General features: G+C 63.6%; 25 protein-coding genes and 1 tRNA gene. 17 read left to right on the top strand and 9 right to left on the bottom strand.

All coding sequences use genetic code 11. From position 1 onward, the window contains the following. Positions 1–35: 35 nt before the first annotated feature. From darG to HNO52_RS17390, 5 genes are read right to left on the bottom strand one after another with little or no spacing between them, the layout of a single operon-like run. The gene (gene darG / locus HNO52_RS17410) at positions 36–1,130 is read right to left on the bottom strand and encodes a type II toxin-antitoxin system antitoxin DNA ADP-ribosyl glycohydrolase DarG (protein ID WP_197566488.1); all 1,095 of its coding nucleotides are present in this window, start codon (positions 1,128–1,130) and stop codon (positions 36–38) included. Further along, positions 1,127–1,783, bottom strand: coding sequence for a type II toxin-antitoxin system toxin DNA ADP-ribosyl transferase DarT (gene darT, locus HNO52_RS17405; RefSeq protein ID WP_197566487.1), 657 nt, complete (start codon positions 1,781–1,783; stop codon positions 1,127–1,129). Before darT ends, darG begins: the two co-directional genes overlap by 4 nt. 3 nt (positions 1,784–1,786) lie before the next feature. Beyond that, entirely contained in the window at positions 1,787–3,598 is a 1,812-nt protein-coding gene (locus HNO52_RS17400; protein WP_197566486.1) for a GmrSD restriction endonuclease domain-containing protein, read from the bottom strand. Between the two features lie 48 nt (positions 3,599–3,646). Continuing rightward, positions 3,647–4,984, bottom strand: a complete 1,338-nt coding sequence (locus HNO52_RS17395) for a restriction endonuclease subunit S (RefSeq protein ID WP_197566485.1) — start codon at positions 4,982–4,984, stop codon at positions 3,647–3,649. Further along, positions 4,977–7,400 carry a type I restriction-modification system subunit M gene (locus tag HNO52_RS17390; RefSeq protein WP_197566484.1) on the bottom strand — a complete coding sequence of 808 codons (2,424 nt, stop codon included), beginning with the start codon at positions 7,398–7,400 and terminating at the stop codon, positions 4,977–4,979. The genes HNO52_RS17395 and HNO52_RS17390 overlap by 8 nt, the downstream gene beginning before the upstream one ends. A 127-nt stretch (positions 7,401–7,527) precedes the next feature. Between HNO52_RS17390 and HNO52_RS17385 the strand changes: the two genes are divergently transcribed. The 4 genes from HNO52_RS17385 to HNO52_RS17370 all read left to right on the top strand — a co-directional run bounded on the left by HNO52_RS17385 (position 7,528) and on the right by HNO52_RS17370 (position 9,627). Beyond that, a tRNA-Leu gene (locus HNO52_RS17385) sits at positions 7,528–7,683 on the top strand. Between the two features lie 123 nt (positions 7,684–7,806). Beyond that, a complete protein-coding gene (locus HNO52_RS21510) occupies positions 7,807–8,097 on the top strand; it encodes an Arm DNA-binding domain-containing protein (protein ID WP_197566483.1) in 291 nt (96 codons plus the stop codon). A gap of 347 nt (positions 8,098–8,444) precedes the next feature. Further along, the gene (locus HNO52_RS17375; protein WP_197566482.1) at positions 8,445–8,600 is read left to right on the top strand and encodes a hypothetical protein; all 156 of its coding nucleotides are present in this window, start codon (positions 8,445–8,447) and stop codon (positions 8,598–8,600) included. A 226-nt stretch (positions 8,601–8,826) separates the two neighbouring features. Then, positions 8,827–9,627 (top strand): Crp/Fnr family transcriptional regulator, encoded by an 801-nt coding sequence (locus HNO52_RS17370; RefSeq protein WP_232090378.1) that lies wholly within the window; start codon positions 8,827–8,829, stop codon positions 9,625–9,627. A gap of 585 nt (positions 9,628–10,212) precedes the next feature. On the opposite strand, the gene HNO52_RS17365 is transcribed toward HNO52_RS17370, so the two are convergent. Next, positions 10,213–10,602, bottom strand: a complete 390-nt coding sequence (locus tag HNO52_RS17365; RefSeq protein ID WP_197566481.1) for a YkvA family protein — start codon at positions 10,600–10,602, stop codon at positions 10,213–10,215. A gap of 169 nt (positions 10,603–10,771) precedes the next feature. Here HNO52_RS17365 and HNO52_RS17360 point away from each other — a divergent pair, with 169 nt between their 5' ends. The 4 genes from HNO52_RS17360 (at position 10,772) to HNO52_RS17345 (ending at position 13,455) form a co-directional block, all read left to right on the top strand. Beyond that, entirely contained in the window at positions 10,772–10,930 is a 159-nt protein-coding gene (locus HNO52_RS17360; protein WP_197566480.1) for a hypothetical protein, read from the top strand. 139 nt (positions 10,931–11,069) lie between these two features. Further along, entirely contained in the window at positions 11,070–11,483 is a 414-nt protein-coding gene (gene rnk / locus HNO52_RS17355; RefSeq protein ID WP_197566479.1) for a nucleoside diphosphate kinase regulator, read from the top strand. Between the two features lie 35 nt (positions 11,484–11,518). Further along, positions 11,519–12,136 carry a LysE family translocator gene (locus tag HNO52_RS17350; protein ID WP_167113658.1) on the top strand — a complete coding sequence of 206 codons (618 nt, stop codon included), beginning with the start codon at positions 11,519–11,521 and terminating at the stop codon, positions 12,134–12,136. Between the two features lie 80 nt (positions 12,137–12,216). Next, positions 12,217–13,455, top strand: a complete 1,239-nt coding sequence (locus HNO52_RS17345) for an EAL domain-containing response regulator (RefSeq protein WP_197566478.1) — start codon at positions 12,217–12,219, stop codon at positions 13,453–13,455. Here HNO52_RS17345 and HNO52_RS17340 read toward each other — a convergent pair. Beyond that, entirely contained in the window at positions 13,395–15,047 is a 1,653-nt protein-coding gene (locus HNO52_RS17340) for an isovaleryl-CoA dehydrogenase (protein ID WP_197566477.1), read from the bottom strand. The genes HNO52_RS17345 and HNO52_RS17340 overlap by 61 nt on opposite strands. 230 nt (positions 15,048–15,277) lie before the next feature. On the opposite strand from HNO52_RS17340, the gene HNO52_RS17335 reads away from it, so the two are divergent. Beyond that, the gene (locus HNO52_RS17335) at positions 15,278–15,772 is read left to right on the top strand and encodes a glutathione peroxidase (protein ID WP_197566476.1); all 495 of its coding nucleotides are present in this window, start codon (positions 15,278–15,280) and stop codon (positions 15,770–15,772) included. A 47-nt stretch (positions 15,773–15,819) separates the two neighbouring features. On the opposite strand, the gene HNO52_RS17330 is transcribed toward HNO52_RS17335, so the two are convergent. Then, positions 15,820–16,212: a DUF7079 family protein gene (locus tag HNO52_RS17330; protein ID WP_197566475.1), complete on the bottom strand. Its 393-nt coding sequence runs from the start codon at positions 16,210–16,212 to the stop codon at positions 15,820–15,822. Positions 16,213–16,375: 163 nt separating this feature from the next. On the opposite strand from HNO52_RS17330, the gene fabV reads away from it, so the two are divergent. The 8 genes from fabV (at position 16,376) to astB (ending at position 25,294) form a co-directional block, all read left to right on the top strand. Next, positions 16,376–17,587 carry an enoyl-ACP reductase FabV gene (fabV, locus tag HNO52_RS17325; protein WP_197566474.1) on the top strand — a complete coding sequence of 404 codons (1,212 nt, stop codon included), beginning with the start codon at positions 16,376–16,378 and terminating at the stop codon, positions 17,585–17,587. Between the two features lie 59 nt (positions 17,588–17,646). Then, the gene (locus HNO52_RS17320) at positions 17,647–17,856 is read left to right on the top strand and encodes a hypothetical protein (RefSeq protein WP_197566473.1); all 210 of its coding nucleotides are present in this window, start codon (positions 17,647–17,649) and stop codon (positions 17,854–17,856) included. Positions 17,857–17,969: 113 nt separating this feature from the next. After that, a complete protein-coding gene (locus HNO52_RS17315) occupies positions 17,970–18,944 on the top strand; it encodes a GlxA family transcriptional regulator (RefSeq protein WP_197566472.1) in 975 nt (324 codons plus the stop codon). A 135-nt stretch (positions 18,945–19,079) separates the two neighbouring features. Further along, entirely contained in the window at positions 19,080–20,294 is a 1,215-nt protein-coding gene (locus HNO52_RS17310) for an aspartate aminotransferase family protein (protein ID WP_197566471.1), read from the top strand. Between the two features lie 53 nt (positions 20,295–20,347). After that, positions 20,348–21,421, top strand: coding sequence for an arginine N-succinyltransferase (locus HNO52_RS17305; protein ID WP_197566470.1), 1,074 nt, complete (start codon positions 20,348–20,350; stop codon positions 21,419–21,421). Next, a complete protein-coding gene (gene astA, locus HNO52_RS17300; RefSeq protein WP_197566469.1) occupies positions 21,421–22,467 on the top strand; it encodes an arginine N-succinyltransferase in 1,047 nt (348 codons plus the stop codon). The genes HNO52_RS17305 and astA overlap by 1 nt, the downstream gene beginning before the upstream one ends. Next, positions 22,464–23,933, top strand: a complete 1,470-nt coding sequence (gene astD / locus HNO52_RS17295; RefSeq protein WP_197566468.1) for a succinylglutamate-semialdehyde dehydrogenase — start codon at positions 22,464–22,466, stop codon at positions 23,931–23,933. The genes astA and astD overlap by 4 nt, the downstream gene beginning before the upstream one ends. Further along, positions 23,930–25,294: an N-succinylarginine dihydrolase gene (gene astB / locus HNO52_RS17290; RefSeq protein ID WP_197566467.1), complete on the top strand. Its 1,365-nt coding sequence runs from the start codon at positions 23,930–23,932 to the stop codon at positions 25,292–25,294. The genes astD and astB overlap by 4 nt, the downstream gene beginning before the upstream one ends. 38 nt (positions 25,295–25,332) lie before the next feature. On the opposite strand, the gene HNO52_RS17285 is transcribed toward astB, so the two are convergent. Beyond that, positions 25,333–26,355: an SDR family oxidoreductase gene (locus tag HNO52_RS17285; protein WP_197566466.1), complete on the bottom strand. Its 1,023-nt coding sequence runs from the start codon at positions 26,353–26,355 to the stop codon at positions 25,333–25,335. Positions 26,356–26,425: the final 70 nt, after the last annotated feature.

Raw genomic sequence — 26,425 nt, 5'->3', positions numbered from 1 at the left:
GTCTTGAGCAGCGACAGCGGAAAGAAGGCCTCTGCTTATAGAGCGGTGGATATTACCTGCGTTGTCGGTGACCCTTCTCTCAGCCGCTCCAATGCCAGCGCAATGAGGCGATCCGAGAACAGCCGCAGCTTGCGCTGGCCGGCAATGTCATCGGGCCAATGTCGCAGGCCCTCCTTGATGGCTTCGACGGTCGGTTCGACATGCTCCTGGCTGATGAGCCAGTCCAGCGTCGCCAACACCTCCATTCCCAGCGGTGACTGGAAGCCGTCGATCAGTGCATCGACTTCTTCGAGTACACCGGCGTAGGGGTGTGCTTCGGCGCTGCGCAGGTAGACATGCAACCGATCCCGTCGCGATTCATCGAACCATACGACTTCCTCAGGAGTGGCATCGTTAATGCGTTTCTCGCTATGCAGGTAGCTGCCGTCCAGGCCATTGAGCAGATGGCGAAGCCGATCGGAGTATGGGCCATAGCGATGCGGCTGAAATTCGAGCTTGAGTGGATTCTCAAGGCCATGGGCAATGATGCGCTGCTCCATCAGCCAGGCCAGTTTTTGGACCTCTAGCAGTGAGCACTCGATGCCTAACACCCAATAGCGGCGCACCAGTTCGGCAATCATGGCGCGTGCGGGGGTAAGCTTCTCCACGCCGCTACGCTTGGCGACGTTTTGATACTCGACGGTGGGCCCGAAAACCAGCACGCGGACGTTATCCAGCTCGGCTAAGGCGGCCTCGATTCGCGGGCGCACCATGGCCCAATCGAGCCCCCCGTTGCCGCAGCCCAGCGGTGGCAAAGCGATGGAGCGAATGCCCTTTTCGCGGATTACCCGCTTGAGATCCTCCAGACCGGACTCGATCCATTCCACTCGCGTCTTGGCGCGCCAATGCTGCTTAGTCGGGAAGTTGATGATCCAGCGTGGCCCCAACAGGGCATCCCGCTCGGTGATGAACATACGGCCGGTCACCACCTGCTGATGCTTGCAGGCGGCTTCGTAGGCGGCGAAGTTCTCGGGGAACGCCTCCTTGAACATCAGGGCAATGCCCTTGCCCATCACGCCGACGGTGTTGACGGTGTTGACCAGTGCCTCTACATCGGCCTCGAGGAGATTGCCACGGGTATACTCAATCATTGAAAGAACCAGTTGGGTCGTGTAACCACCTTCAGCGAAAGCTGCTGTGCCGCCACCTGAGCTCTGACGGCGACTCGCACCTCGTCAGTATACGTGCCAATGCCAAGCAGTGCAGAGGCCGGCAGATGATGATGAATCAGAGCCTCGGCCTGATAGCGGTCCGTCTTATCGGGGTTCTCGAGGTCGCGCTTGAAATCCTTGGCCTGCAGCAGCCCCCAAGGCACGAAGTCGGCCAGATCCTCCAGCCGGTCGCTGAACTCGGCATTGGCCAGGTAGGCATGCCGATCGCTGAATAGAAAGGGCAGGCCGAGCTGCTCCAGGCGGGGAAGCGAACTCACCATCACAACGATGTCCTCCCGGCGCTGTTGCTGAACGCCATGGCCGGTCACGATGTTGAAGAGCATCATCGACGCCGGTGTGAAGTAGAAAGGTATGTAGTCGCTCAGCACGCCACCCGGCGGCACCGGCACCACTCGCGTTGCCCGTTTGTCAATCAGATCCTGCTTGCCGATGGTGATAAATCTCGGGGCCTGCTCCGCTGCCGAGGGGCAATACAAGCCATTCGCCAACAACCATGGCAGATTGTCTCGGTGCGTAATCCGAAAGATCAACGCCTTTCTGGGGTTCAGGCTGCGAGAGAGATCGGTCGCCATAGTTCAGTCTTCCAATTCCTCATCGGCACCTACCAACGGCTTCTTGCCCATGGCCTTCTCGATGATTTTGAGTAGCCGTTGCTTGCGCTGCTGGTAGAAGGCGTCGAAGTTGTCGGCGCGCAGAGCATCAGTGGGGATGCGGTGCCCCTCGAGGATGGCATTCATCGCCTCATCGTTGAGCTGGACCTGTCGATGATCCTGCAGGCGGGCCAGGTAAACCGAGGGGGCATCACCGCCAATCATGCGGTTGGCTTTAAAGGAGATCGGCGTCTTGTTGATAATGGAATCGTAAACCCTAGGTGGGATGCCCTGAGCTTCGCACCAGGCACGGGGGAAGATATGGTGGATATCGAGTTCGACCCCTTGGTTATCTAGCTCCTGGATGTTTCCCTTCCAGAAGAAATCTTCAGCGCCCTCGCGCAGGATCAGTACATTGACACCCTTGTAGGCAGCACTGAGGCGGCTCCTCAGGGATTCTAGGCGGGTGGGATCGAAGGAGGCATCGATCACGGTGCGAGGCAGCTCGGCGTCGCCCTCAAACCAGTGCATAAGCTCCTCGAGGTCGAGGGCGATGCGGGTCTCCACGGCGCCGCCATAGAGTTCGCCCAGCACCCCGCTCCAGTACCAGCGGGAGAGCTTGGCGTGGATGCGCGGCTCGCGCCAGCGATTGCCGAGCAGAGTGAGCACCGCGGCGAGGGGCACCAGCTGGGTGGCGTAGGGTAGCTCGCGGCGGCTGTAGAAGCACTCTCCCTTGAGGAAGTACGCCGCCTCGACGAAGCCCTTCTCCACGGCATCGGCCCAGCGCTTGTACGCTTCGAGGGGGAGGTCCAGCACCGAGGCGCGCTTGGCGCTGACTGGGCGCACCTGTTTGCCCGTCTTGCCGGCCTTGAGGTCCTCCAGCTTGCGCTCGCGGGTGTGCAGCAGGGTGATGGCCTGGAGCAGGTCGGTGCTCTGCACGTCTTTGAGCAGCTCGTGCTCCTCGAAGCGCGCCTTGCGGGAGGGCACGTCGCGGATATCGGAGCCGAACCAGTCGTCGCGCAGGTTGTAGCCCTCCGCGGCGTAGCTGGCGGTGATCAGCTCGAACACTGAGAGCTGCACCCCGCCGGTGTTGACCTTCTCGAACACCAGGCAGACCGCCTCTTTGGAGGTCTCCTTCTTCAGTTCGATCACCGGCAACTGGTAGGCAGAGAAGGCGCTGAGGATTCGCTTCTGAAACTCCAGAAAGTCACCCATGGCCTCCTGGTTGTAGCGGAACAGATCCTGCAACCATTCAGAGGAGTCGAGGATTTTATCGCAGGGGAAATGAAGCTGTTCGCACTCTAGCTGGCGGGTGGAGAGATCCAAGTCCACCTTGCGGCCGAAATCGCTGCGCTTCTGGCGGGTCTCGTCCACCGCCACTACGGCATCCTCCAGCCGATCCTCGCCTTCCAGGGCGGTACGGATGTCGAAATAGTAGTGGCGCTTGATGGCCTTGCCCTTGGCGGTACGTGTATCTACCGGGGTATCCAGGCCCACCGCCTGCGTCAGGCTGGTGAGGCGCTGCTGGCCGTCGAGGATCAACTGGTCCGGATCCTTGGTGACGCTGTCCGGATCGATGCCCTCCACCGGGCGGGTCTCGAAGCGCACCTCCCCGCCGGTTTCCATCAGCATCACCGCTCCTACCGGGAAGGAGCGGGCGATACTGACCAGCAGACTCTGCACGTGGTCGTCGTCCCACACCCAGCCGCGCTGGAAGTCGGGGAGCTGGATCTTGCCGGTGGTGATGTCCTTGAGCAGCTCGGGGAGCGAGCGCTTGGTGCTGTCGAAGGTGGTCATGGCGGTTCCCAGTGCGATGTGATCCTGATGTTGTTGTAAGAGCCCGGTCTATGCCGGCGTGGTGGCCTGGGCCTGGTCGAGCAGCGGGGTGACGCGGACGCGGCCGGTGAGGAGGTCATCCATCAGACCGGACTTATCCTTTTTCAGCTTTTTTGTTAAATCTCGTTCATAATTTATGCGCTCTTCTATTTTTTTAAGAGCTGTTGAAATCTTGTATTGTTCGAATTTCCTTGGCAGGGCCACCTCATAGGAAGAAAAAAACTTATAATCCAAGCTCTCCACGGTAGTCCCTGCCTTGACAGACTTCATAAGGATTCGATCTGCATTGCCCTGAAGCAGGTATTTTACAAACTCCTCAGCAATGCCGTCAGAAGGAATCAGGGCTTTTAGGTCTTGGTTGACGGTAAAGTCCTTTCCGGCCCTTACGACCGGCAGTCGCTTCCTCAAAATCCCGCTTCTGAAAACCACTAGAACTGATCCAGCGGGAAAAATAAAAAGATTTGAAGATTGAGCAGCCCGTTCAGAGATTTTATCTTCGGTTTCGTGAATTTCATCACTGACTAGATCTTTGGGAGAAACCCAAAGGATTCCTGACTCTGGCCAAAAGCCGGGGTTCGACTTTGATGGAGTGCTACCACCCTTCCATGAGCCAAGGCCACCAACTGTACATAGTTCCCACTCCCTCGGGATCAACCCCAGCGGTGACTCCTTATAGAGCTCCGGCGCCTGCTCGGGGCTGGGGCGGAGCCGACCGTTCTCATCGATCCCGCGGGTCAGCAGGTCGTGGAGCAAGCCCTCCTTAACCTTCTCTAGTTTGGCGATCAATGCCTCGGTCTTCTGGATCTGGGTGTCGAGGGCGTCGAGGATGCGGGCAATGAGCCGCTGCTCATCAACTTTGGGGAAGTGCAGTTTCATTCCTAAGAAGCTAGACTTAGGAAGATTTTTCATGCTTCCGCTCGTGCCTGTAGCATGAGCACCAAGAAAGCGTCGATAGCCCTCGGTCTGTAGCTGATACGACAGCCACCTCATATCCAAGGCGCATCCATTTTTCTTCTTGGCTTGCCATATTCGATCAGGGAGAAAAAGGTCCGGGTGCGGGTACTTGACATAACAAGCAATACCCACTAATTCTGGTGTGTTCATCCTGCTGACAAGAATTGTATCTCCAGACACCGGCTCTGCCACAAGCCGCTTCTCTGCGGGCAATACGGCTTTGTTCTCATTGGCATTGAATACACTGCCAGATAAGGCGCTGGTTTTCAGAACACCTACTTCACCTGCCCCATGGGGCCGATCTTCGGAATTGACGCTTACTCCAGCATCCAGCCTTTGGATGAACTCACTCAGTGGCAAAAGGGGCCATTCAGTAGCTGACTCTTCAAACATACCCCAGCCCCTCCAGATACTGCTGCAGCTCCCTGGCGGCGGCATCCCGCTCAGTCTCGATGTCGGCCAGCGTCACCCGATACTTGTCCCACCAGGTCTCGAAGGCGGCGATCACCTGCTGGCGCTGCTGGCGGATATAGCGCTCGAGGATGCCCTTGAGGTCGTTATGCAAAATGGTGCCCACCAGCTCGGCGGCGGCGGTGTCGTCCAGAGCGTCCACGGCGGAGTTAAGATGCTCCTCGAAGCTGGCCACCTTGACCTTGTGCTGCTTACGCACCTGGGTGCGCTGGCTCTTCCAGGCCTTGATCTGCTCCGGCGTCGGGGCGTCGTCATCCTCACCGTCGCTCGATTCCGCTTCGTCGCCGTCATCGCCCTCGGGCTTGGCCTCTGCGGCCTTGATCTGGGCGTCCAGCTCCGCCTTGCGGGCCGCGAGCTCTTCCAGCTCGGCGACGTACTCCTCCAGCAGGAAGTGGACCAGGCGATGGTCTAGCGGGTTGGCCTTACTCTGCTCGTCCTCCAGGAGGCTCACGATGCTGGTGCGCCAGGCGTCCACCACGCCCAGGCAGCCGCGAGCCTGCAGGGTGCGGAACTCGTTCTTGTTGTCGAACCAGAAGCCCGCGATGATGCCGCGCACCGCGAAGCGGTCGAGCATGGCGGTGGGCTCCAGAGCCGCCGTGAAGCTGCCCAGCAGCTCGTCGCGCAGCCGGGTGAGGCGACCGCCGTTGCCGGTCAGCCCGGTGATGCTCCCGCCGTGCTCGGCCCACCAGGCCTCGAAGGCGGCCATCACGCTGGCTTCCTTCTGCTGCAGGCCGGTATCTCCCTCGATGGCGGGCTTGAGATCGCGCTTCTCGCTCAGGTGCTCGGCGAAGTCCACATAGTCGGGGTCGTTCGTCCTGGGGATAAAGAGCGCCATGGGGTCGAGGCCCTGGGCGTCGAAGAGCGGGCGCCTGGCATCGATCTCGGCCACCGGCACGCCGCCCTTGAGGTGGGCGCGCACGTCCTGGGGCTCCGGCGGCGGGGTGTTGTCGGCGTAGCGGCGGATGTTGAGGTTGTAGTCGTTGTCGCGCAGCTCCGCGAGGGGCACCACCCGGGCGAAGCCGGGTACGTCCTCGAAGGCGTCATAGGTGCTGGCGATCTTCTCGATGTGCTCGGGCAGCAGGTGGTTCTGGGCGCGGCCCTCGAAGAACTCCCGGTCGGCGTTGATGAACAGCACCCGGCCCTTTCGCTCCTCGGGCTTGGCGCCCTTGGCGCGCAGCACCAGGATGCTCGCCGGGATGCCGGTGCCGTAGAAGAGGTTGGGGGCCAGGCCGATCACCGCCTCCACCAGGTCGTCCTGGAGCATGCCGGCGCGGATGCGCTTCTCGTCGCCGCCGCGGAAGAGCACGCCGTGGGGCATGACGGTGGCCAGGCGGCCGTCGGACTTGAGGCAGGCGACCATGTGCTGCAGAAACATCAGGTCGGCCTTCTTGGCCCCCTCCGGCACGCTGCCGTAGTGGAAGCGCTCCGGGAAGTGCTGGCTCGGCGTGTAGCCGATGGAGAAGGGCGGGTTGGTGAGGATGCGGTCGAAGTGCTTGAGCTCGCCGCCTTCGACGTGCTGCGGGTCGGTGAGGGTGTCGTCGTTTTGCAGGTCGGCACTACTCACCCCGTGCAGCAGCATATTCATCTTGGCGATGGCCCACACCGAGCCGGAGGCTTCCTGACCGAAGAGATTGAGCCGGCGCGGGTCGCCGCCCTGCTCCTCCAGGTACTCCTTGGCGAGAATCAGCATACCGCCCGACCCCATGCAGGGGTCGTAGACGCTGTGGTCCTCCTGGGGGTCCATCAGCCGAACCATCATGCGAACTACCGGGCGCGGGGTATAGAACTCGCCGCCTTTCTTGCCGGCGGAGTCGGCGAAGTCGCGGATCAGGTACTCGTAGGCGGCGCCGAGCAGGTCGGGGAACTCGAAGTCCTCGTTGCGCAGCCGGTACTCGCTGAAGTGGACGATCAGGTCCCGGAGCTTCTTGTCCGGCAGGGTGGTGGAGCCCACCTTGCGCGTGAAGTCGATATGCTCCAGCACCCCGTTAAGGCTTTGATTATGCTCCTCCAGGCCGGCCAGCGCCTTGTTCAGCGCATTGCCGACACCCTGATGAGCCTCCTTCAGCAGGTGCGACCAGCGCGACTGCGGCGGTACATAGAAGGTGGCGCGATACCAGTCGGGGAATTCAACCTGATGGGCCATATCGATCTCGCCCGCCCCGGCCTGCTTGAGCTGCTCGCGGACCTCCTCCCGGCGCTGCTCAAAGACGTCCGAGCAGCGCTTCAGGAAGAGCATGCCGAAGATGTACTCCTTGAACTCCGAGGCGTCCATGCGACCGCGCAAGATGTCCGCGGCCTTGAACAGGTGCCGCTCCAGCTGGTTGAGGGTGAGGATCATGTACTGCGGTTCCCTGAGTCGATGTGCCGGCTGTATCAGACAGCCGTAATAATTGGTGCCTATCACATCAAACTTGGGGAAGGAAAGCCATGCCCACATTGGGTAGGGAGTGGAGCAGTTCGGCGTGGCATGGCGTAGCAGCCAAGCGCATCATATTATGTTGGTGGGGTTGTTGGTAAATAACATAATTGTATCGTAAGTGATTGATGTTTAAATTACAGTGGCGGATTCAAAATCCGCCGGGTGCAAGCCCTTGTCGGTTCGAGTCCGACCGCCGGTACCACTTAAAACAGCAACTTATCTTCCTTCCTTATGGTTTGACGTGGCATGACCTAGCATCCAGTAACATATTTGATGTTGGTAGAAACCATACCCAGAAAAGCCCGCCCCCTTTTCTGCCCTTGAGGTGAAGCGACTCACCACCCCCCCCCCCCCCGGCTTTGATGCCGTGGGCGATGTTGCCGGCTTGCTGCTGCGTGTCGATAAGAGCGGCAGCCGCTCATGGATTCTGCGCTACACCACCGGCGAGACGCGCCTGGCTGCGAGTGGCAAGCCCTATAAGGTGCGCCGGGACCATGGATTAGGCGGCTACCCCGATACGTCTCTAGCAATGGCCCGCGAAAAAGCCTGCAAGGTCCGCAATATGTTGACTGAAGGCATCGCCCCTGGCAGAGCGCAAGGCAGCCAAGCAAGATAGGTTAGCGGCTGAGCTGGCGCGGCTGACGTTTTCTGAGGCAGACGAGGCCAGCAACCTGAAGCATGCCCAGCAATGGCGGCAAAGCCTAGAGGCATGCGCCCTACCAACATTGGGCGCCTACTGCCCGTGAATCCACAACGCGAGGTAGTACCCCATGGCGGACCTCAGTCGCGCCGTCACGGCGCCTTCGGCCTTCTAAACCACCTAGCCCGATAGGCGTGCCTTTACCGATCACCTGATAGCGAGGTGACGCGCCATGAGCAGATATTGGCCAATGTGTCCGGCTTCATTGAGCGACACGGTGATGCCCATTTTAGCAACATGAATATCGAACCGGCCCATACCGCATGGTTCACAGTCGCGCTGGTTGGTGGCGCGATGATACCCAGGGCCGAACCTACCTGATCAACGACGAGGGCTTGAGCGAGGCGCTGGGCGGCTTCGACTTGAAGCGCGGCATCGAAGCTCTGGTGGCGATATACCCAACTAGAAAAAGGCATTGAACTGGAGACGCTACCGGCTATCGACATGGACATCCTGTCGGCGCTCGACCTGGCACCGCCGACTATTGACCTGGCCCAAGAGACCGGAGAGGAGGGCGAACGAGGAGCAAGCGGCTGGAAAGAAGCGGCTAGCCGGCTCATAATGAATATGACCTTAGGTAAAATTAATATTCCTAAAATGCATAGTTAGCGTAGGCTAATTTGCGTTGACCTGAGAGGTAAAAGCGTGAATCTCCTCGATACTGTAGTGATGCGGGGTCTTGTTCGGCAGGGGGCGCTAACGCCTGAAGACAAGGCGTTGTTGCTGGGTCTCGAACTCGAGACCAGGCGCGTGTCAGCTAGTGAGGTTCTGTGGTATGAGGACACGGATGCGGACCTGTTCTGCGTGCTCAAGGAGGGTTGGGCATATTCTTATCGCCATCTGGAAAATGGCTCGAAGCAGATCCTCAAGCTCTATCTTCCTGGCGACATTATTGGCTTACGCGATTTTGGATTCTCCCGTCGCCTGGCCGGCGTAGCGATGATTAACGAAGGTGTAGTATGCCCCTTCTCCTATCAGCAGCTGCTTGAGCTTTTTGGACGTTCAGCCTTGGCCGTGGGGCTAATGGCTACGGCGGTGCGTCAGCAGGCACTACTCACCGAACGGCTGGTCTATCTTGGCCGGCATGACGCCCAAGAACGATTAGCACATTTTCTCTACGAGCTTTACCTGCGACTCAAGCGGATCGGGGCCGTGGAGGACAATAGCTTCTTGATGCCGTTATCTCAGGAGCAGATTGGTGACGCGCTGGGGTTAAGCCCGGTTCATGTCAGCCGGACCTTCTCGATGCTGCGTGATGATGGACTGGTGACCCGCGACCGTCAGCAAATAACGCTGCCGGACCCCGAAGCGTTAGCGCAGCTAGTCGAGTTTGACGACAACTATATTAACGAATCCCTACCCACCGACCTCTCTGTCCTATCAATAGCTAGTTTAGCAGTCGATAATCGTAAGGAACCTGGAGTCCACTCAACCGTGGACAAATGAATTACCATGCTACACCTAGGCCGCTAAGGAATGACACTATGCCGGCATCAGGTGTTTTCTGACCCGATAAGGCCAGAAAGCTTGAAAAGCAATCAGCGAATATCTATGGCGCCTCGGGCTGGGCGCCTTTTCTGTGTAGGCGTCTGTTGATTTTCGAACCAATAAGGCACGTGCCGTTTCTAAAGTGGCTGAGATTAAAAAATGCCAGCGCAAGGTGGATGCGAGCGTTAGGGAAGCCATCCATGGCCAAGCTACTAAGCAGTGTCCATCCGTGGCCAAGCTGCCTCGCAGTGCTCCGTTTGACACACTCGGCGACCGAGCCGACGACCGAAGGTGCTCTTGCATCTAAACAAAAATTTACATTCCAAGTTAGACGGTTTTGCTCAGCTTGTACGTATTGGAATCCTCGCCCTCTCCACCAAGGTTCCTAGTGCCTGGCAAGTTTTGGCGGGTCGCAGTCAGCGACACTTTCTTGACCACGGCGCGGAGACCCCGGCCAGCGGCATTTTTTCGTGCTTGTATGTGCTCTACACCACTTGGCTTAAGCCAAGTGGTTGCTGGGGGAAGGTCACCCGCTCCGGGATCCTACCCGAACCACCTTGCCAGCGTGGCCTTGGCCTGCTCACGATGCTTGTCGTTGATGCGGGCAGCGACGATGGCAAGTGCGCCGGCCAGCACGCCCATGTCGTCGGTGTAGCCGAGAAAGGGAGTGAGATCGGGGATGGCGTCGAGGGGCGAGATGAAATAGCCCAGCGCACCATAGATGGTCGTTTTCGCCCACAGTGGCGTGTTGGGGTCCTGGGCGGAATAGTACATCTTCAGTGCTGGTGCGAGGGTCTTCCTGCCTGCCCGGCGGGCATTGTAAGACACCTTGTCCCAGAAGCCCTCTTCGGAATAATGGGCCTTGTTCTCCTCGAGGGTGCCCAGGATGGCGTCCGACCCGACATCGTCACGGTGAGTGTCGTGTGGCTTCATGCGAGATCGATCCTATGGTTCCTTGCCTTTCGCTTTGACAGCGTGGCTTGCCGGCACGTTCGCGCTTTTTCCGCCACGTCTTGGTGTGCAGGTAATGCTACTTGCCGTTTTCTTGATGTACCTCTCCTTCCGCTGCATGCTGAGTGGCAGAATCTAGAGAGGTGGCGATATGAGTGTAAAGCGGTTTGCCTGGGCGCTCGGCGTCCTGGGTGTGGTGCTGGCGCTGTTCGGCTGGCAGCAGCAAAGCCCGGGCGCTTTCGTCGGCGTTGCGCTGGTCGCGCTGGCCGGCGTGCTGTTGGTGACTTTGCGGCGTCGACCGAACAGCTAGCAGGTAGTCGGCAGGCCTGACATTCCCCAGGCTTGGGCTTATGATAGTGAGAGCCACAGTCCTTCTCCCCGTCGGGGCGAAGGGCTGTTTTCGTTGCACGGCCAGCAGCACGCTTCGCTGCCGGTGCCAAGGAGGTCGTATGCCACCCCGTCCCCCCATTCTCATCAACCGCCTGGATGCGGAGCGGCTGCAGCGATTGATCGACAACGCCGACGGCAAGGATCGCTTCGTCGCCGACTGCCTGGAAGAGGAGCTGGAGCGCGGCGAGGTGATCGATCCGCAAGAGATCCCGGCGGACGTGGTCAGCATGAATAGCCAGGTACAGTTCACCGATCTGACACGCAACCGACAGATGATACGGACCTTGGTCTATCCCCACTCGCTGGCTGCCACCGAGGACGGTATTTCGGTGATGGCGCCCATCGGCGCCGGGCTTATCGGCCTGCGCATTGGCGACGAGATCGACTGGCCGTTACCCGAAGGTGGCGAGACACGTCTGCGCATCGATGCGATCCTATGGCAGCCCGAGAGGGAAGGGCAGTTCCACCGTTGAACTGACGCATCGCAGTAATCGAAGAGGAACAGGTAATGCCGCTTTCACTCTGGATATCGCTGGTGGCCGTGTGCGCCATGGGTGCGATGTCGCCGGGGCCAAGCCTGGCCCTGGTGCTGCGCCATACGCTTGGCGGCGGACGGACGCCCGGTATCGTGGCGGCACTCTCCCATGCCTTGGGCGTAGGTTTCTATGCCCTGCTCACGGTGCTGGGACTGGGGGCACTGATCGTGCGCTTTCCCACGCTGTTCCAGCTCATCACCTGGGGTGGGGCGGCTTACCTGGCCTGGCTCGGCGTCAAGGCGCTGCGTGCCGGCAGTGCGGCAGCGCTGGAAGCGGCCGGCGTGGCCACCACCCGGCGCCAGGCAGCCCGCGAAGGCATGCTGGTGGCACTGGGCAACCCCAAGTTGATTCTTTTCTTCGTCGCGCTGCTCAGCCAGTTCGTCACGCCGGAGATGTCACTGGCGGCCAAGGCGGTCATCGTTGCCACGGCCATGGTCATCGACGGCGGCTGGTACGTGCTGGTGGCAGTGTCATTGACCCATTCTCGCGTCCTGCCCTGGCTGCAGGCACGCGCGCACTGGATTCATCGCATTACCGGCGTGATGCTGCTGGCGCTTGCGTTGCGGGTGGTAATCGGCCCCCTCGGCTGAGGGGCAAGCGTTGACAATCGAGCCGGCTGGTCGTCAGGGATGATGTTAGCCTCAGGATAATTCGAGAGCGGGATCCCCTGATGAACCTTTCCACGGAATACGAAGAAGAAGAGCGAGCCCTGGCCCTGGTGCTCGACGAGGATCCCGACGTGGTGGCGATCTTGTCGCTACAGCTGCATGTGCTGGGGCTGGAGAGCCGCTGTTATCGGCGCGCCGATGCGCTGCTGGCGGAGCTCGACGAGTGTGCGCCGCAACTTGTGATCATGGGGCTCGAGTTCGGCGCTCCGGATGGCATCGAGCTGCTGCGACTACTGGCGGAGCAGCGCTTCGCCGGTTGGGTGCTGCTGCTGGGCGGGGTCGAGCGCAAGATATCGCGCATCGCCGAGCGGGTGGGGCAGACCCTGGGGCTGCAGATGCTCGGCTCGCTGGACAAGCCGATGCGGTTGGCCGAACTCAGGCAGCGCCTGGACCGGCTGCGCCCCGGCTGCAAGCCGGCCATCGTGCCCGAGGACAGCCCCTTCTTTTCTGCCGAGGAGCTCGAGTCGGCGCTCCAGCACCGCGAGCTCACCGTGCACTACCAGCCGCAGTTCGAGTTGACCAGTGGACGCCTGAGCGGTGTGGAAGCGCTGGTGCGCTGGGCGCATCCCGAGATCGGCCTGATCGGCCCGGCCAGTTTCCTGCCCATGCTCACTGCCGGACAGAGCCGGCGTCTGACTTGCCACGTGCTCGAGCAGGCACTGGCCGATGCCCAGCGTTGGCGCGAGCAGGGCGTGCTGCTGTCGCTGTCGGTCAACGTCACCGCCGATGACCTGATGGCGTCGCAATTGCCGGCGCTGACTCGTCAGTTGGCGCCGGACGACTCGCCGCTGGTGATACTCGAGATTACCGAGACGGCGGCCATGGATGACGAGCTGCTGGGCTCAGAGATTGCCGCACGGTTGCACCTGAGCGGCATGGAGGTGGCGGTGGACGATTTCGGCGTCGGCTTCTCGTCGCTCTCGCGGCTGCAGATGCTTCCCATCAGCGAACTCAAGATCGACCGCAGCTTCGTACGCCATGTCCAGCAGGAGAGCCAGGACGCGGCGATCGTCGAGGCCATCGCGCTGCTTGGCCGCCGCCTGGGTATCCGGGTAGTGGCCGAAGGTGTCGAGGAGCTCGACTGCCTGCCCACCCTGGCCCGCTTCGGCTGTACCCACGTCCAAGGCTTCGGCCTTTCGCGGCCGGTGCCGGCCGACGAGATTCCGCTGCTGGCCTCGGGTCAGTCGCCGATCCGTGCCAGTATCCCCCCCAGCGGCGAACCTGCCGGCAGCACACCGTAGGCCGGGCTGGCCTCGACGCCGAGGCGCGAACGACAGAAGGTCTCGGCCACCTCGTGTGGGCCATGTCGCAGCAGCAGTGCCGCCTGCAGGCTCTGGGTCAGGCGCTGGGCCAGCCAGCGTGCGCGCGACTCGAGCTCCTCGGCGGGAAGTGCCAGGTCGCGCTCCAGGCCGGCCAGTGCCAGGTCGAGATCCTGCTGCACGCCCTGAGCGGCACCGAGCTCCTCGCGCAGGGCGGCGATCGACTCGGGGTGGCGTGACAGCACCCGCAGCAGGTCGAGGCAGATCACGTTGCCCGAACCCTCCCAGATCGAGTTCACCGGCGCTTCGCGATAGAGTCGCGCCAGCGGTGTCTCCTCCACGTAGCCGATACCTCCCAGGCACTCCATGGCCTCGGCCATGAAACCCGGCCCGCGTTTGTTGTGCCAGTACTTGGCCAGGGTGGGCAGCACTCGCGCCAGGGCGGTCTCGTGGGCTTCGCCGCGGGCGTCGCCGTCGAAGGCGCGAGCGGTGCGCAGGGTTAGTGCCAGGCCGGCTTCTACCTCCAGCGCCAGGTCGGCGATCACTGCTCGCATCAGCGGCTGCTCGGCGAGCGAACGACCGAAGGCTTGTCGCTGGAGCACGTGTCGCCACGCTTCGACCAGTGCCTGGCGCATCATGCCTACCGGGGCGGTGGCGGCATCCAGCCGGGTCTGCTGGACCATGTCGATGATGGTGGCCACACCGCGGCCGGGCTCGCCGACCAGGGCCGCCCAGGCCTCGCGGTACTCGATCTCTGCCGAGGCGTTGGCGCGGTTGCCGCACTTCTCCTTGAGCCGCTGGATCTCGATGGCGTTGCGCTCGCCGTCGGGGGTGAAGCGTGGCGCCAGGAAGCAGGAGAGACCGGCGTCGGTCTGCGCCAGCGTGAGGAAAGCATCCGACATCGGCGCGCTGCAGAACCACTTGTGACCGGTGAGGCGCCAACCTTCGCCGTCGCGCTCGGCGCGGGTGGTGTTGCTGCGCACGTCGCTGCCGCCCTGCTTCTCGGTCATCGCCATGCCGAAGGTGAGGCCGCGCTTGTCGCCGGCGGGAAGCGGGCGCGGATCGTAGGCGCTGGCCAGCAGGCCTGGCGCCCATTCTGCCTCCAATTTCGGGCTGCGGCGCAGCACCGGCATGGCGGCGTGGGTCATGGTCACCGGGCAGCAGAATCCCGGCTCGGCCTGGGTCAGCAGGTAGAGGGCCGCGACATGCGCCTGGTGCCCGCCGCGCCCCTCCTCCCGCCAGGCCACGGCATGCCAGCCGCCTTCCAGCGCCAGGCCCATCAATTCGTGATAGGCAGGGTGGTAGCGCACCTCGTCCAGTCGCCGGCCATGGCGGTCGAACAGGCGCAGCTCCGGTGGGTGGCGGTTGGCGATCTCGCCCAGCTCCTGCACGCGCGCGCTGCCCATCTCGCGGCCCAGTGGCGCCAGGCGTTCGGCCACCCAGGCCGGGGCTTCACGCTCCAGCGCCTCGCGCAGTGGCAAGTCGGTGGCGAGGAGGTCGCGGTCGCCGGATGGCTCGGGCTGGTTGACCACCTCATGGGTGGCCAGGCAACTGCGGGGAGCATTGTCGCGCATGGCACCTGTCCTCGGAGCAAGTCGTGTGGCTGTTCATTCCAGCATGGCCAGTCGCCTGGAGGCGGTCAACGCGCACCAGGCGTGACGGCGCGGCCGCTTCTCGGTAGGCTTGGAGTGAGCGTGCAAAGAAAGCCTGGCTTGGGTTGGCCCCAGGAAAGGTTGCCTCGGTGCGCATAGTGGTGCTACGTGTAAAACGTGGCGTGGTGAGAGGACAGCGAGGCAAGCGAGACATGGCCATCCACGAGCACGAATGCCGCACCTTCCGCGGTGAGCCCTTCAACCTGCGGGCTTTGCAGGGGCAGGTGCTGTTGGTCGTGAACGTGGCCAGCCGCTGCGGTTTCACGCCCCAGCTCGGTGAGCTGGAGCGTCTCTATCGTCGCCACCGCGACCGCGGCTTCACCGTGCTGGCCTTTCCCTGCAATCAGTTCGCGCGCCAGTCGCCGGAGTCGGCGCTGGATTTCTGTGCCTTCGGCACGAGCCAGTACGGCGTGACGTTCCCGCTCATGGAAAAGGTTCGGGTGAACGGTACCGGGGCACATCCGCTGTTCGTCGAACTCAAGCGTGAGGCGCCAGGTGTGATGCGTACCAGGATGATCAAGTGGAACTTCACCAAGTTCCTGGTGGCGCGTGACGGCAGGGTGATCCGGCGCTTCTCGCCGCGCGCCAGCGGCCAGGAACTGGAGCGGGCATTGGAAGATGCGCTCGACGAGAAGTTCCAGCTCTAGGTTTTGGCAGAACGACGGTAGGTAGCGTTCTTGTCAACGCAGCCGGTTCAGGAGGGAGGCGACTCCCCACGTGCCATTATCACCCGGGCCATCAGCTCGTTCCAGCGATGCCGGGTCATCATCGTGGTCAGTCCCGAGAACAGCGCCCAGGTCTTGCGCCGCCACCCTTTGAGCCGCAGGTTGTGAGCCACCAATTGCTGCATCAGCCGATAGTCGTCAAAATCGCGCCAGTTGCTGGCGATCGACACCTGGTGGCGCGCCAACACCGGAGCAAGCTCCAGGCGAAAGATCCACTCCAACTGGTGCAGGGTCACGTCGTGGCGCTGGACCACCTCCACCATGTGCGCGTAATCGCGTTCGCTGGGTTCGCGGTCCAGCCATAGCGGAGCCAGCGCCAGCCACAGCTCGCCGCGTTCGTCCACTAGCGCCTGTGCATTCATACCCACCTCCTGCCATGGCATTGCCGGGGTTGCATCGTGCCCCAGGTACCATCGTCGCTCAAGTGCGGACAGACGCAAGTGTGGCCGCTAGAATGTCGCCACTGCCCATTCGTATCGATCCGGCGTCCGGCGCGGCGCTGCACCACCAATAACGAGGTCTGTCGTGATCATCAAACCCAAGGTTCGCGGTTTCATCTGTACCACCACTCACCCGGTCGGCTGCGAGAAGAACGTGCTCGAGCAGATCGAGGCGACCCGTATGCGCCAGCTCGACAAGGCCAACGGGCCGAAAAAGGTGCTGGTGGTGGGTGCCTCCAGCGGTTACGGCCTGGCGGCGCGCATCACCGCGGCGTTCGGCTACGGCGCCGATACTTTGGGCGTGTTCTTCGAGAAGCCCGGCAGCGAGAAGAAGCCCGGCACCGCGGGCTGGTACAACGCCGCCGCCTTCGACAAATTTGCCAAGGCTGAGGGGCTATACAGCAAGTCGATCAACGGCGACGCCTTCTCCCACGAGGCGCGCGAGAAGGCCATCGAGCTGATAAAGCAGGACATGGGCCAGATCGACCTGGTGGTCTATTCGCTGGCCTCGCCGGTGCGCAAGCTGCCCGACAGCGGCGAACTCAAGCGCTCCGCGCTCAAGCCGATCGGTGAAACCTACCGCGCCACCGCCATCGACACCAACAAGGACGCCATTATCGAGGCCGAGGTCGAGCCCGCCACCGAGCAGGAGATCGAGGACACCAAGGCGGTGATGGGCGGTGAGGACTGGGAGCTGTGGATCGATTCGCTGGACAAGGCCGGCGTGCTGGCTCCAGGTGCGCGCAGCGTGGCGTTCAGCTACATCGGCACTGAGATCACCTGGCCGATCTACTGGCACGGTGCGCTGGGCAAGGCGAAAGAGGATCTCGACCGCGCTGCCGGCGAGATCGATGCGAAGCTCAAGGCCAGTGGCGGCGGCGCCAACGTGGCGGTGCTCAAGTCGGTGGTGACCCAGGCCAGCGCCGCCATTCCGGTCATGCCGCTGTATATCGCCATGGTCTACAAGGTGATGAAGGAGAAGGGCCTGCACGAGGGCACCATCGACCAGCTCAACCGTCTGTTCGGCGAACGGCTTTATTCATCTCAAGGGCAGGGTGGGGAAATGAGGACCGACGAAGCCGGCCGTCTGCGCCTGGACGACTGGGAGCTGCGCGATGACGTGCAGCAAGCTTGCAAGGATCTGTGGCCCCAGGTGACCAGCGAGAACCTGTTCCAGATCACCGACTATGCTGGTTACAAGCACGACTTCCTGAAGCTGTTCGGGTTCGAGCGCGACGATGTCGACTATGAGGCCGACGTGAACCCGGACGTCAACTTCGATGTCGTGATGTTATAGGCCCGCCGTAACGGGCGAGTGTCCTCGGCGGGCGAATCCAGCGTCAAAGGAGATGCCCCATGGATACCCGGGAGAGCAAGACGCCAGAGGAAAAGAAGCAACACCTCAAGGAGGAGAAGCTGCCCGAGGACTTCTCGCACCCCGAGCCCGATGCTGAGCAGCCAGAAGCCAAGCGTTCGCCCAAGGGGGCTCACTGGTTGGTGCTGGGGGTGGCGATCCTGGTGGCGGGTTTCCTGCTCTTCGTGTTGCTCCCTAAGATCGTGGGCTGACTCGACCTCATCGGTTCGTCCAGGCTTCTTCGCCGGGGCGAACCGAGTACATGGTATGGCCAACGCTGCCGATCGAGTACCATTTCAGCTTCGTTCGGCAATGGCGTTGAGACATGCCCGATACATCCACCATCGCTTCCCGTGAGCCCCCGACCCGCTGGGTCGGGGTGCTGGCGCTGCCGGGCTTCTCGCTATTGGCGCAGGCGTGTGCGCTTGAGCCGCTGATGGTAGTCAATCAGTTGGCTGGCAGGCGGCTCTATCGGCTACAGGCCTTCGCGCCCGAAGGGCGTGAGATCGTCAGTATGGCCGACATCAGCCAGGCGGGCTGCACCCCCTTCGAACTGGCCTCGACCGAGCTGGACATGCTGGTCGTCTGTGCGCCCAGCCCGCTGCCCGCCATGCACGAGAGCCCGTTGCCCGGCCGGTTGCGTCTGCTGGGGCGCAGCGGTGTGGTGCTGGTCGGCGTCGGTGGCGGTACCGAGCTACTGGCCCGCGCCGGCGTGCTGGACGGCTACCGGGCCACGCTGCCGTGGCAACGCTTCGCGGCCTTCACCCGCGATTTTCCCCGCGTGCGCCTGACCCAGCAGCTGTTCGAGATCGACCGCGACCGCCTCACCTGTGGCGGCGGTACCGCAGCGATGGACATGATGATGACCCTGATCGCCACTCATCATGGCAACGAACTGGCCGAACGGGTCTCAGAGCACTTCGTGCTGGAGCGGGTGCGCATGGCCGACGAACCTCAGCAGGTGCCGCTACGTGCCCGGCTGGGGCATGCTCCGGCGTCGTTGATGGATGCCGTGATGCTGATGGAAGCCAACATCGAGGAGCCGCTGACCACTCACGAGCTGGCCGAGCACCTCGGCATCTCGCGGCGTCAGCTCGAGCGCTTGTTCAAAAAATATCTGCAGGCCGTGCCCGGGCGCTACTACCTCGACTTGCGCCTGAAGGAGGCCCGGCGCCTGCTACGAGACAGCGACCTTCCTGTCGGCGAGATCGCCATGAAGACGGGGTTCTCGTCGCCCGCACACTTCTCCACTGCCTACCGCAACCACTTCGGCGTAACCCCGCGCGAGGAGCGCCTCTAGGCGTTTCGGCAACCTTTGCTGCAGCCCTTTTATACAAATCGGGGTCCCATAGCTGAAAGCCGCCGGCGTCCAGGCTCTTTATACTCGGATGACATCATTGCGTTGTTGATCCCCCTTGCAGTTATGGAGACCGAGATGAGCCATACCCCGACCCGCGCCGACTTCGACCATTACATGGTGCCGAACTACTCTCCCCAGAAGGTCATTCCGGTACGCGGCGAGGGCAGCCGTCTGTGGGACCAGGAAGGGCGCGAGTACATCGACTTCGCCGGCGGTATCGCCGTGAACTCCCTCGGTCACTGCCATCCGGTGCTGGTCGAGGCGCTTACCGAGCAGGCGGGCAAGCTCTGGCATCTGTCCAACGTCTACACCAACGAGCCGGCGCTGAAGCTGGCGAAATCCCTGGTCGAGCGTACCTTCTCCGACAAGGTCTACTTCTGTTCTTCCGGCGGCGAAGCCAACGAGGCGGCGCTCAAGCTGGCGCGGCGCTGGGCTCACGACAACTTCGGCGAGCACAAGCATCGCATCGTTTCGTTCCAGCAATCCTTCCACGGCCGCACTTTCTTCACCGTCAGCGTCGGCGGCCAGCCCAAGTACTCCCAGGGCTTCGGCCCGGTGCCGGGCGGCATCGTGCACGGCGAATTCAATGATCTCGACAGCGTGCGCGAGCTGATCGACGATGACACCTGCGCGGTGATGGTCGAGCCGATGCAGGGCGAAGGTGGCATCGTGCCGGCCACCCAGGAATTCCTGCAGGGACTGCGCGACCTGTGCGACGCCCACGATGCGTTGCTGATCTTCGACGAGGTACAGACTGGCGTCGGTCGTACCGGCTCATTGTTCGCCTACATGGAGTACGGCATCGAGCCCGACATCCTCACCAGCGCCAAGGCACTGGGTGGCGGCTTCCCCATCGGCGCCATGCTGACCACCGACCGCGTCGCTCCGGCCATGGCCATCGGCACCCACGGCTCTACCTACGGCGGTAACGCCCTGGCCTGCGCCGTTGCCCTTGCCGCGGTGGCGCACATCGACACACGCGAAGTGCTGGACGGCGTCAAGCAGCGCCACGACCTGTTCCGCGAGCACCTCGAGACGATCAATCGCAAGCACGGCGTGTTCAGCGAGATCCGCGGCATGGGGCTGCTGATCGGCGCCCAGATGGCTCCCGAGTACGAGGGCCGGGCCAAGGACATCCTGCCGCTGGCCATCGAGGAGGGTCTGATGGCGCTGATCGCCGGACCCAACGTGCTGCGCATGGCGCCCTCGCTGGTGATTCCCGAGACCGATATCGCCGAGGGCATGGCGCGACTCGAACGCGCCGTGGCGCGCCTGGTGGCGGCCAAGTGAAGGCAGGCCGAGCCATGCAGGACACCACCGCCAACCGACCTGGAGATCCCGCCATGATGGTCGTACGCCCCGTCAGGCAGGCCGACCTGCCGGCGCTCGAGCGGTTGGCGGGCTTGGCCACGCCGAGCCTGACCAACTTGCCGGCCCATCGCGATCGTCTCGAGGAGCGTATCGCCCGCTCGCGGCAATCGTTCGGGCGCGAGGTGGACTTCCCCGGCGACGAGCATTACACCTTCGTGCTCGAGGATCTCGAGCGCGACGAGGTGGTGGGTACCGCCACGCTGCGCGCCGAGGCCGGCGCGCGCGAGGCCTACTACACCTACCGCCAGGAAACCCTGATCCACGCTTCGCAGCAGCTCAACGTACGCCGCGAGGTGCAGACCCTCTCGCTCTCCCACGAGGTTTCCGAAACCACCCAGCTATGTGCGCTGTCGCTCGACCCGCGCTATCGCGGCACCAGCGCCGAGAGCCTGCTGCGCCGCGCGCGGCTGATGTTCATCGCCCAGTACCCGGAGCGCTTCGCCGAGGTGCTGGCGATGGCGTTCCCGGGCTATCTCGACGAGCAGGGTGAGTCGCCGTTCTGGAACAGCGTGGGGCGCCACTTTTTCGTGCGCGACTACCACGACATCAACTACCTCGCCGGTGTGCGCTCGAAGAGCTTCATCGCCGAGGTGATGCCGCAGTTCCCGCTCTACCTGGCGCTGCTCACGCCCCAGGCGCGCGCCGCCATCGGCCGCGAGCATCCCGCCCATGAGGCGGCCATGACCGAGATGCTGGCCGAGGGGTTCATGCGCTCGCGCCACGTCGACCTGTTCGACGCCGGCCCGGTGATCAAAGGCGAGCGCGACCGCCTGCAGACCTTCCGACGTGCCGCCTGGCACCCGGTACGGGTGCGCCCGGCCCACGCCCTGCCCGATGCCGAACCGGCGATGATCGCCAACCAGCGGCTGGTCGACTTTCGCTGTGTGGTGGCGCGCTACGCGCTGTCGCCTACCGGTCAGTTGATGCTCTCGCCGGAGCATGCCGAACTGCTCGGCGTGGAGGAGGGCCGGGCGGTGCTGGCCGCACCGTTGACGCTGTCGGCGGCGGGCGAGGATGAACTGGGCTTCGACGAGGGGGAGCTGTGATGCGTATTCGACCGATTGCCGAGGGCGACCTGGGCGAACTGCAGAAGATCGCTCGCGAGACCGGTGTCGGCTTCACCTCGCTGCCCGACAACCGGGAATTCCTGACGGCAAAGATCGCCGCTGCCGTCGCCGCCTTCGAGCAGCGCACGCCGGTCGATCGGCGCAACTACTTCTTCGTGCTCGAGGACGAGGAGAGCGGTGAGCTGGCAGGTTGCTGCGCCATCGAGGGCCAGGTGGGCCGCGAAGTACCGTTCTACCACTACCGCCTGGGTACGCTGGCCCACTCATCGGTGCAGCTCGATCTGCACCGCACCATCGATACCTTGTTCCTCAGCTCCGACCACACCGGCGACGCCGAGGTGGCCTCGCTGTTCCTGCGTCCCGGTTTTCGCGGCAAGGAGCGCCAGCACCAGCGCAACGGTGCGCTGCTGTCGATGATGCGCTGGCTGTTCATGGCCGAATTCCGCGACCAGTTCCCCGACAAGGTGCTGGCCGAGATGCGCGGCGTTTTTGACGAGTGTGGCAAGAGCCCGTTCTGGGAGTGCTTGGGCAGCCACTTCTTTCCGTTGGATTTCGACGAGGCCGACCGTCTCACCGGGCTGGGCCAGAAGAGCTTCATCGGCGAGTTGATGCCCAAGTTTCCGATCTATACGCCGTTCCTCTCCGACGAGGCACGAGCCTGCATCGGCCAGGTGCATCACCACACCCGCCCGGCGCTGGCCATGCTCAAGAAGGAGGGCCTGCGCTGGGAAGGCTTCATCGACATCTTCGACGGCGGGCCGACGGTGGAAGCGTATATCGACGACGTGCGCGCGGTGCGCAAGTCGCGCCGTTGCCGGGTCGAAATCCGCAGCGGTAGCGAAGCGCCATCCGCCCGCCCACGCTGGCTGGCGGCGAGTACCGTGATGGCCGATTTCCGTTCCGCCTGGGTGGCCCACGGCCCCGACGAGGAGGGCACCCTCACTCTGAGCGAAGCGGAGGCGCAGCGCCTGGGCGTGGCGGCCGGCGACTCCCTGCGCGTACTGGATACCGAGGAGACTTCATGAAAGCGATGCAACAGCTGATGATCGGCGGCCGCTGGCAGCCGGGCGAGGCAACGACATTCACCAAGTGCGACCCGGTCTCCGGCGAGACCCTGTGGCAGGGTGCGGCGGCCAGTGACAGCCAGGTGGCGGCAGCGGTCGAGGCCGCCCGCGGTGCCTTCCCGGGCTGGGCCCGTCTCGCCTTCGCCGAGCGCCTGAACGTGGTGGAGCGCTTTCGCGAGAAGCTCGAGGCGCACCGCGAGGACCTGGCCCGCGCCATCGCCAGCGAAACCGGCAAGCCTCTGTGGGAAGCGCGTACCGAAGTAGGTGCCATGATCGGCAAGGTGGCGATCTCGGTGCGCGCCTACCAGGAGCGCACCGGCGAGCGCAGCCGCGACGTCGGTGACACCACCGCCGTGCTGCGCCATCGCCCGCATGGGGTGATGGCGGTGTTTGGCCCCTACAATTTCCCCGGCCACCTGCCCAACGGCCACATGGTGCCGGCGCTGCTGGCCGGCAATAGCGTGGTTTTCAAGCCCAGCGAGCAGACCCCGCTGAGCGCCGACCTGACCCTGCAGTGCTGGCACGAGGCGGGCCTGCCCGCAGGCGTGATCAATCTGGTGCAGGGCGCCGCCCCGGTGGGCCAGGCGCTGTCGTCGCACCCCGGCATCGACGGTTTGCTGTTTACCGGCAGCGCCCGGGTCGGGGGCCTGCTCAACCGCCAGTTCGCCGACCAAATGGAGAAGATCCTGGCGCTGGAGCTGGGCGGCAACAACCCGCTGGTGATCAAGGACGTGCACGACCAGGACGCCGCGGTTCTCGCCATCCTGCAATCGGCGTTCCTCTCCGGCGGCCAGCGCTGCACCTGTGCGCGCCGGCTGATCGTGCCCGAGGGTCAGGTCGGCGATCACCTGCTCGACGCACTGGTCGATGCCATCGCCCGCCTGCGGGTGGCGGGGCAGTTCGCGGAGCCGGCGCCGTTCTACGGCGGCCTGGTCAGCCCCGAGGCGGCCCAGGGCCTGCTCAAGGCCCAGGACGACCTGGAGGCGCTGGGCGGAGTGGTGCTGGCGCGCATGGAGTGCCTGGAGGAGGGCACCAGCCTGCTCTCGCCGGCGCTGATCGACGTCAGCGGCCTGCCGGTGCCCGACGAGGAGCACTTCGGCCCGCTGCTCAAGGTCTATCGCTACCGCGACTGGGACCACGCCCTCGAGCTGGCCAACGATACCCGCTACGGCCTCGCCGCGGGATTGATCGGCGGCGAGCGTGCCGACTGGGACGACTTCCTGCTGCGCATTCGCGCCGGCATCGTCAACTGGAACCGCCAGACCACCGGCGCTTCCGGTGACGCCCCCTTCGGCGGCGTAGGCATCAGCGGCAACCATCGCCCCAGTGCCTATTACGCGGCGGACTATTGCGCCTATCCGGTGGCCTCGATGGAGGCCGAGAGCCTCTCGCTGCCCGACAACCTGCCGCCTGGAGTCGTGCTATGAGCGAAGCGACGAATGCCGCCGACTACCGGGAAGTCAACTTCGACGGCCTGGTGGGCCCGACCCACAACTACTCGGGCCTGGCCCACGGCAACGTGGCCTCGATGAGCCACGGCGGGCTGGTCTCCAACCCCCGCGAGGCGGCACTGCAGGGCCTGGCCAAGATGAAGGCGCTGCTGGATGCCGGCTACGCCCAGGGCGTGCTGCCGCCGCAGCAACGGCCGGATCTCGGCGCGCTGCGCTCGCTCGGCTTCACCGGCAGCAACCGCGAGGTGCTGGCACGGGCGGCCAGCGAAGCGCCCCAGGTGCTGCGCGCGGTGTGCTCGGCCTCGAGCATGTGGACGGCCAATGCCGGCACGGTGACGCCGGGCCGCGACGCGTCGGACGGCCGGGTGCACTTCACTCCGGCCAATCTGCAGTCGAGCTTCCACCGTTACCTGGAGCCGGAAACCACCGGCCGGGTAATGGCGGCCATCTTCCGCCACGAGGCGCACTTCGCCCACCACCCGGTGCTGCCGGCCACCCCGGCCTTCTCCGACGAGGGGGCGGCCAACCACACCCGACTGTGCGGCGAACACGGCGATGCCGGCGTACACCTGTTCGTCTACGGTCGTCAGGCTTTCGGCGGGGACCCGGCTCATGAGCCCAAGCGCTTTCCCGCACGCCAGACGCTGGAGGCGAGCCAGGCAGTGGCGCGCCAGCACGGGCTGGCCGCAGCGCAGACGGTGTTCGCCCAGCAGCATCCCGATGCCATCGATGCCGGGGTGTTCCACAACGACGTGATCGCGGTGGGCAATGGGCCGGTGCTGCTCTATCACGAAATGGCCTTTCGCGACGAACAGGCCACGCTCGACGAGCTGCGCAGCAAAATGACCTCGCCGCTGATTCCTGTTCGCGTGCCCCTTGAGGCGGTAAGCCTCGAAGATGCCGTGGCCTCGTATCTGTTCAACTCGCAGCTGCTGAGCAATCCCGACGGCAGCATGACGCTGGTGGTGCCGGGCGAATGCCAGGAGCGCGAAGCGGTATGGCGCAGCATCCAGGACCACCTGCTGGCCGGGCACAACCCCATCAATGATGTGGTCGTCAAGGACGTCAAGCAGAGCATGCGCAACGGCGGCGGCCCCGCTTGCCTGCGCCTGCGGGTGGTGCTCTCCGACGCGGAGCGCGCCGCGCTGACCGGCCGGGTGCTGCTCAACGATACCCTGCACGGCGAACTCGTTGCCTGGGTCGGACGCCACTACCGCGACCGCCTGGCGCCGGACGACCTCGCCGACCCGCAGCTGGCCGACGAGACGCTTACCGCACTGGACGAGCTGACGCGCCTTCTTGAAATCGGTTCGGTCTATCCGTTCCAGTTGGGCTAGTTCGCCACGAGAGGCGCGTTACGGAGTCGCTGAGAGCTTCAATAGCGCTTGCGTCGTGCCGTACCGGTCAGCGCGGCGATACCGAGCACGGCGCCGGCGATGGCCGAGGCCGTCAGTGCCGGATGCATACTCGCTTGGGTGTAGCGGCTCCTGCTGGCGACTGATGTGTCGAAATCGGCCCGCTGCCAGACCCCCGGTGCCGGCCGGTGCAGCCCACCGATATGTCGCGGCGGCTGATCCGACCGCTGCTTGGGAATCATGCTGCGCCGCATGATGCGGTCGGCCAGCCGCGGTGCCAGGTGGCCGAGCATGGCGATGCCCTTGCTGGCGCCGCCGACGCGAATATCGCGGCGTGGATGCTCGGCGCAGTGCAGGATGGCTTCGGCCACCACGCTCGGCTCGTAGAGGGGTGGCGGCAGTGTCGGTTCGACGTCCATGTGGTTGCCCGCGTGGTGCGGGAAGGGAGTGGCGATGCTGCCCGGCTTGACCAGCGTGACCGAAACCGGTGCTCCCATATCCTCGAGCTCCATGCGCAGCGCATCGGTGAAGCCCTTGACCGCGTGCTTCGCGGCCGAGTACATGCCCTGCAGCGGGATGGCGCGATCCGAGACCACCGAGCCCAGGTTGATGATCGCGCCACCGTGGCGTTCGGCGCGCATGCCCAAGTGGCGGGCCGCCTCCAGGGAGCCGTGGACGACGCCCCAATAGTCGGTGTCGAACAGGCGCCGCTGGTCTTCGAGCGGCTGGTCGGTCATATAGCCGAACAGCGAAACCCCAGCGTTGTTGATCCAGGTGTCGAAGCCGCCGAACTGGTGGATAGCCGTCTCGACCACTTCACGGACTTGCTCGGGATCGCCGACATCGGCTGCCACGGCGACGGCAGCCGCGCCGCGCTGATCGAGTTCATCGACCAGCGCTTCCAGCGCGTTCTCGTCGCGGGCGACGACGATCAGGCGGGCACCGCGATCGGCGGCCAGACGCGTGGTTGACAGGCCGATACCACTGGTGGCTCCGGTGATGACGAGGGTCTGGTCTGCGACTTTTTTCAATGACACTGCCATATCGCTCTCCTTGCCTGCGTTCCGTTAGGCGCTTGGCGTTCTGCGGTCCATGTCATCTCAGGATAGAATC

Origin of the sequence: Halomonas sp. MCCC 1A13316 (assembly GCF_014931605.1) — a bacterium.
Lineage (GTDB): Bacteria > Pseudomonadota > Gammaproteobacteria > Pseudomonadales > Halomonadaceae > Halomonas.
The sequence above is the reverse complement of the archived record's forward strand: the minus strand, read 5'-3'. Positions and strand labels throughout refer to the sequence as shown.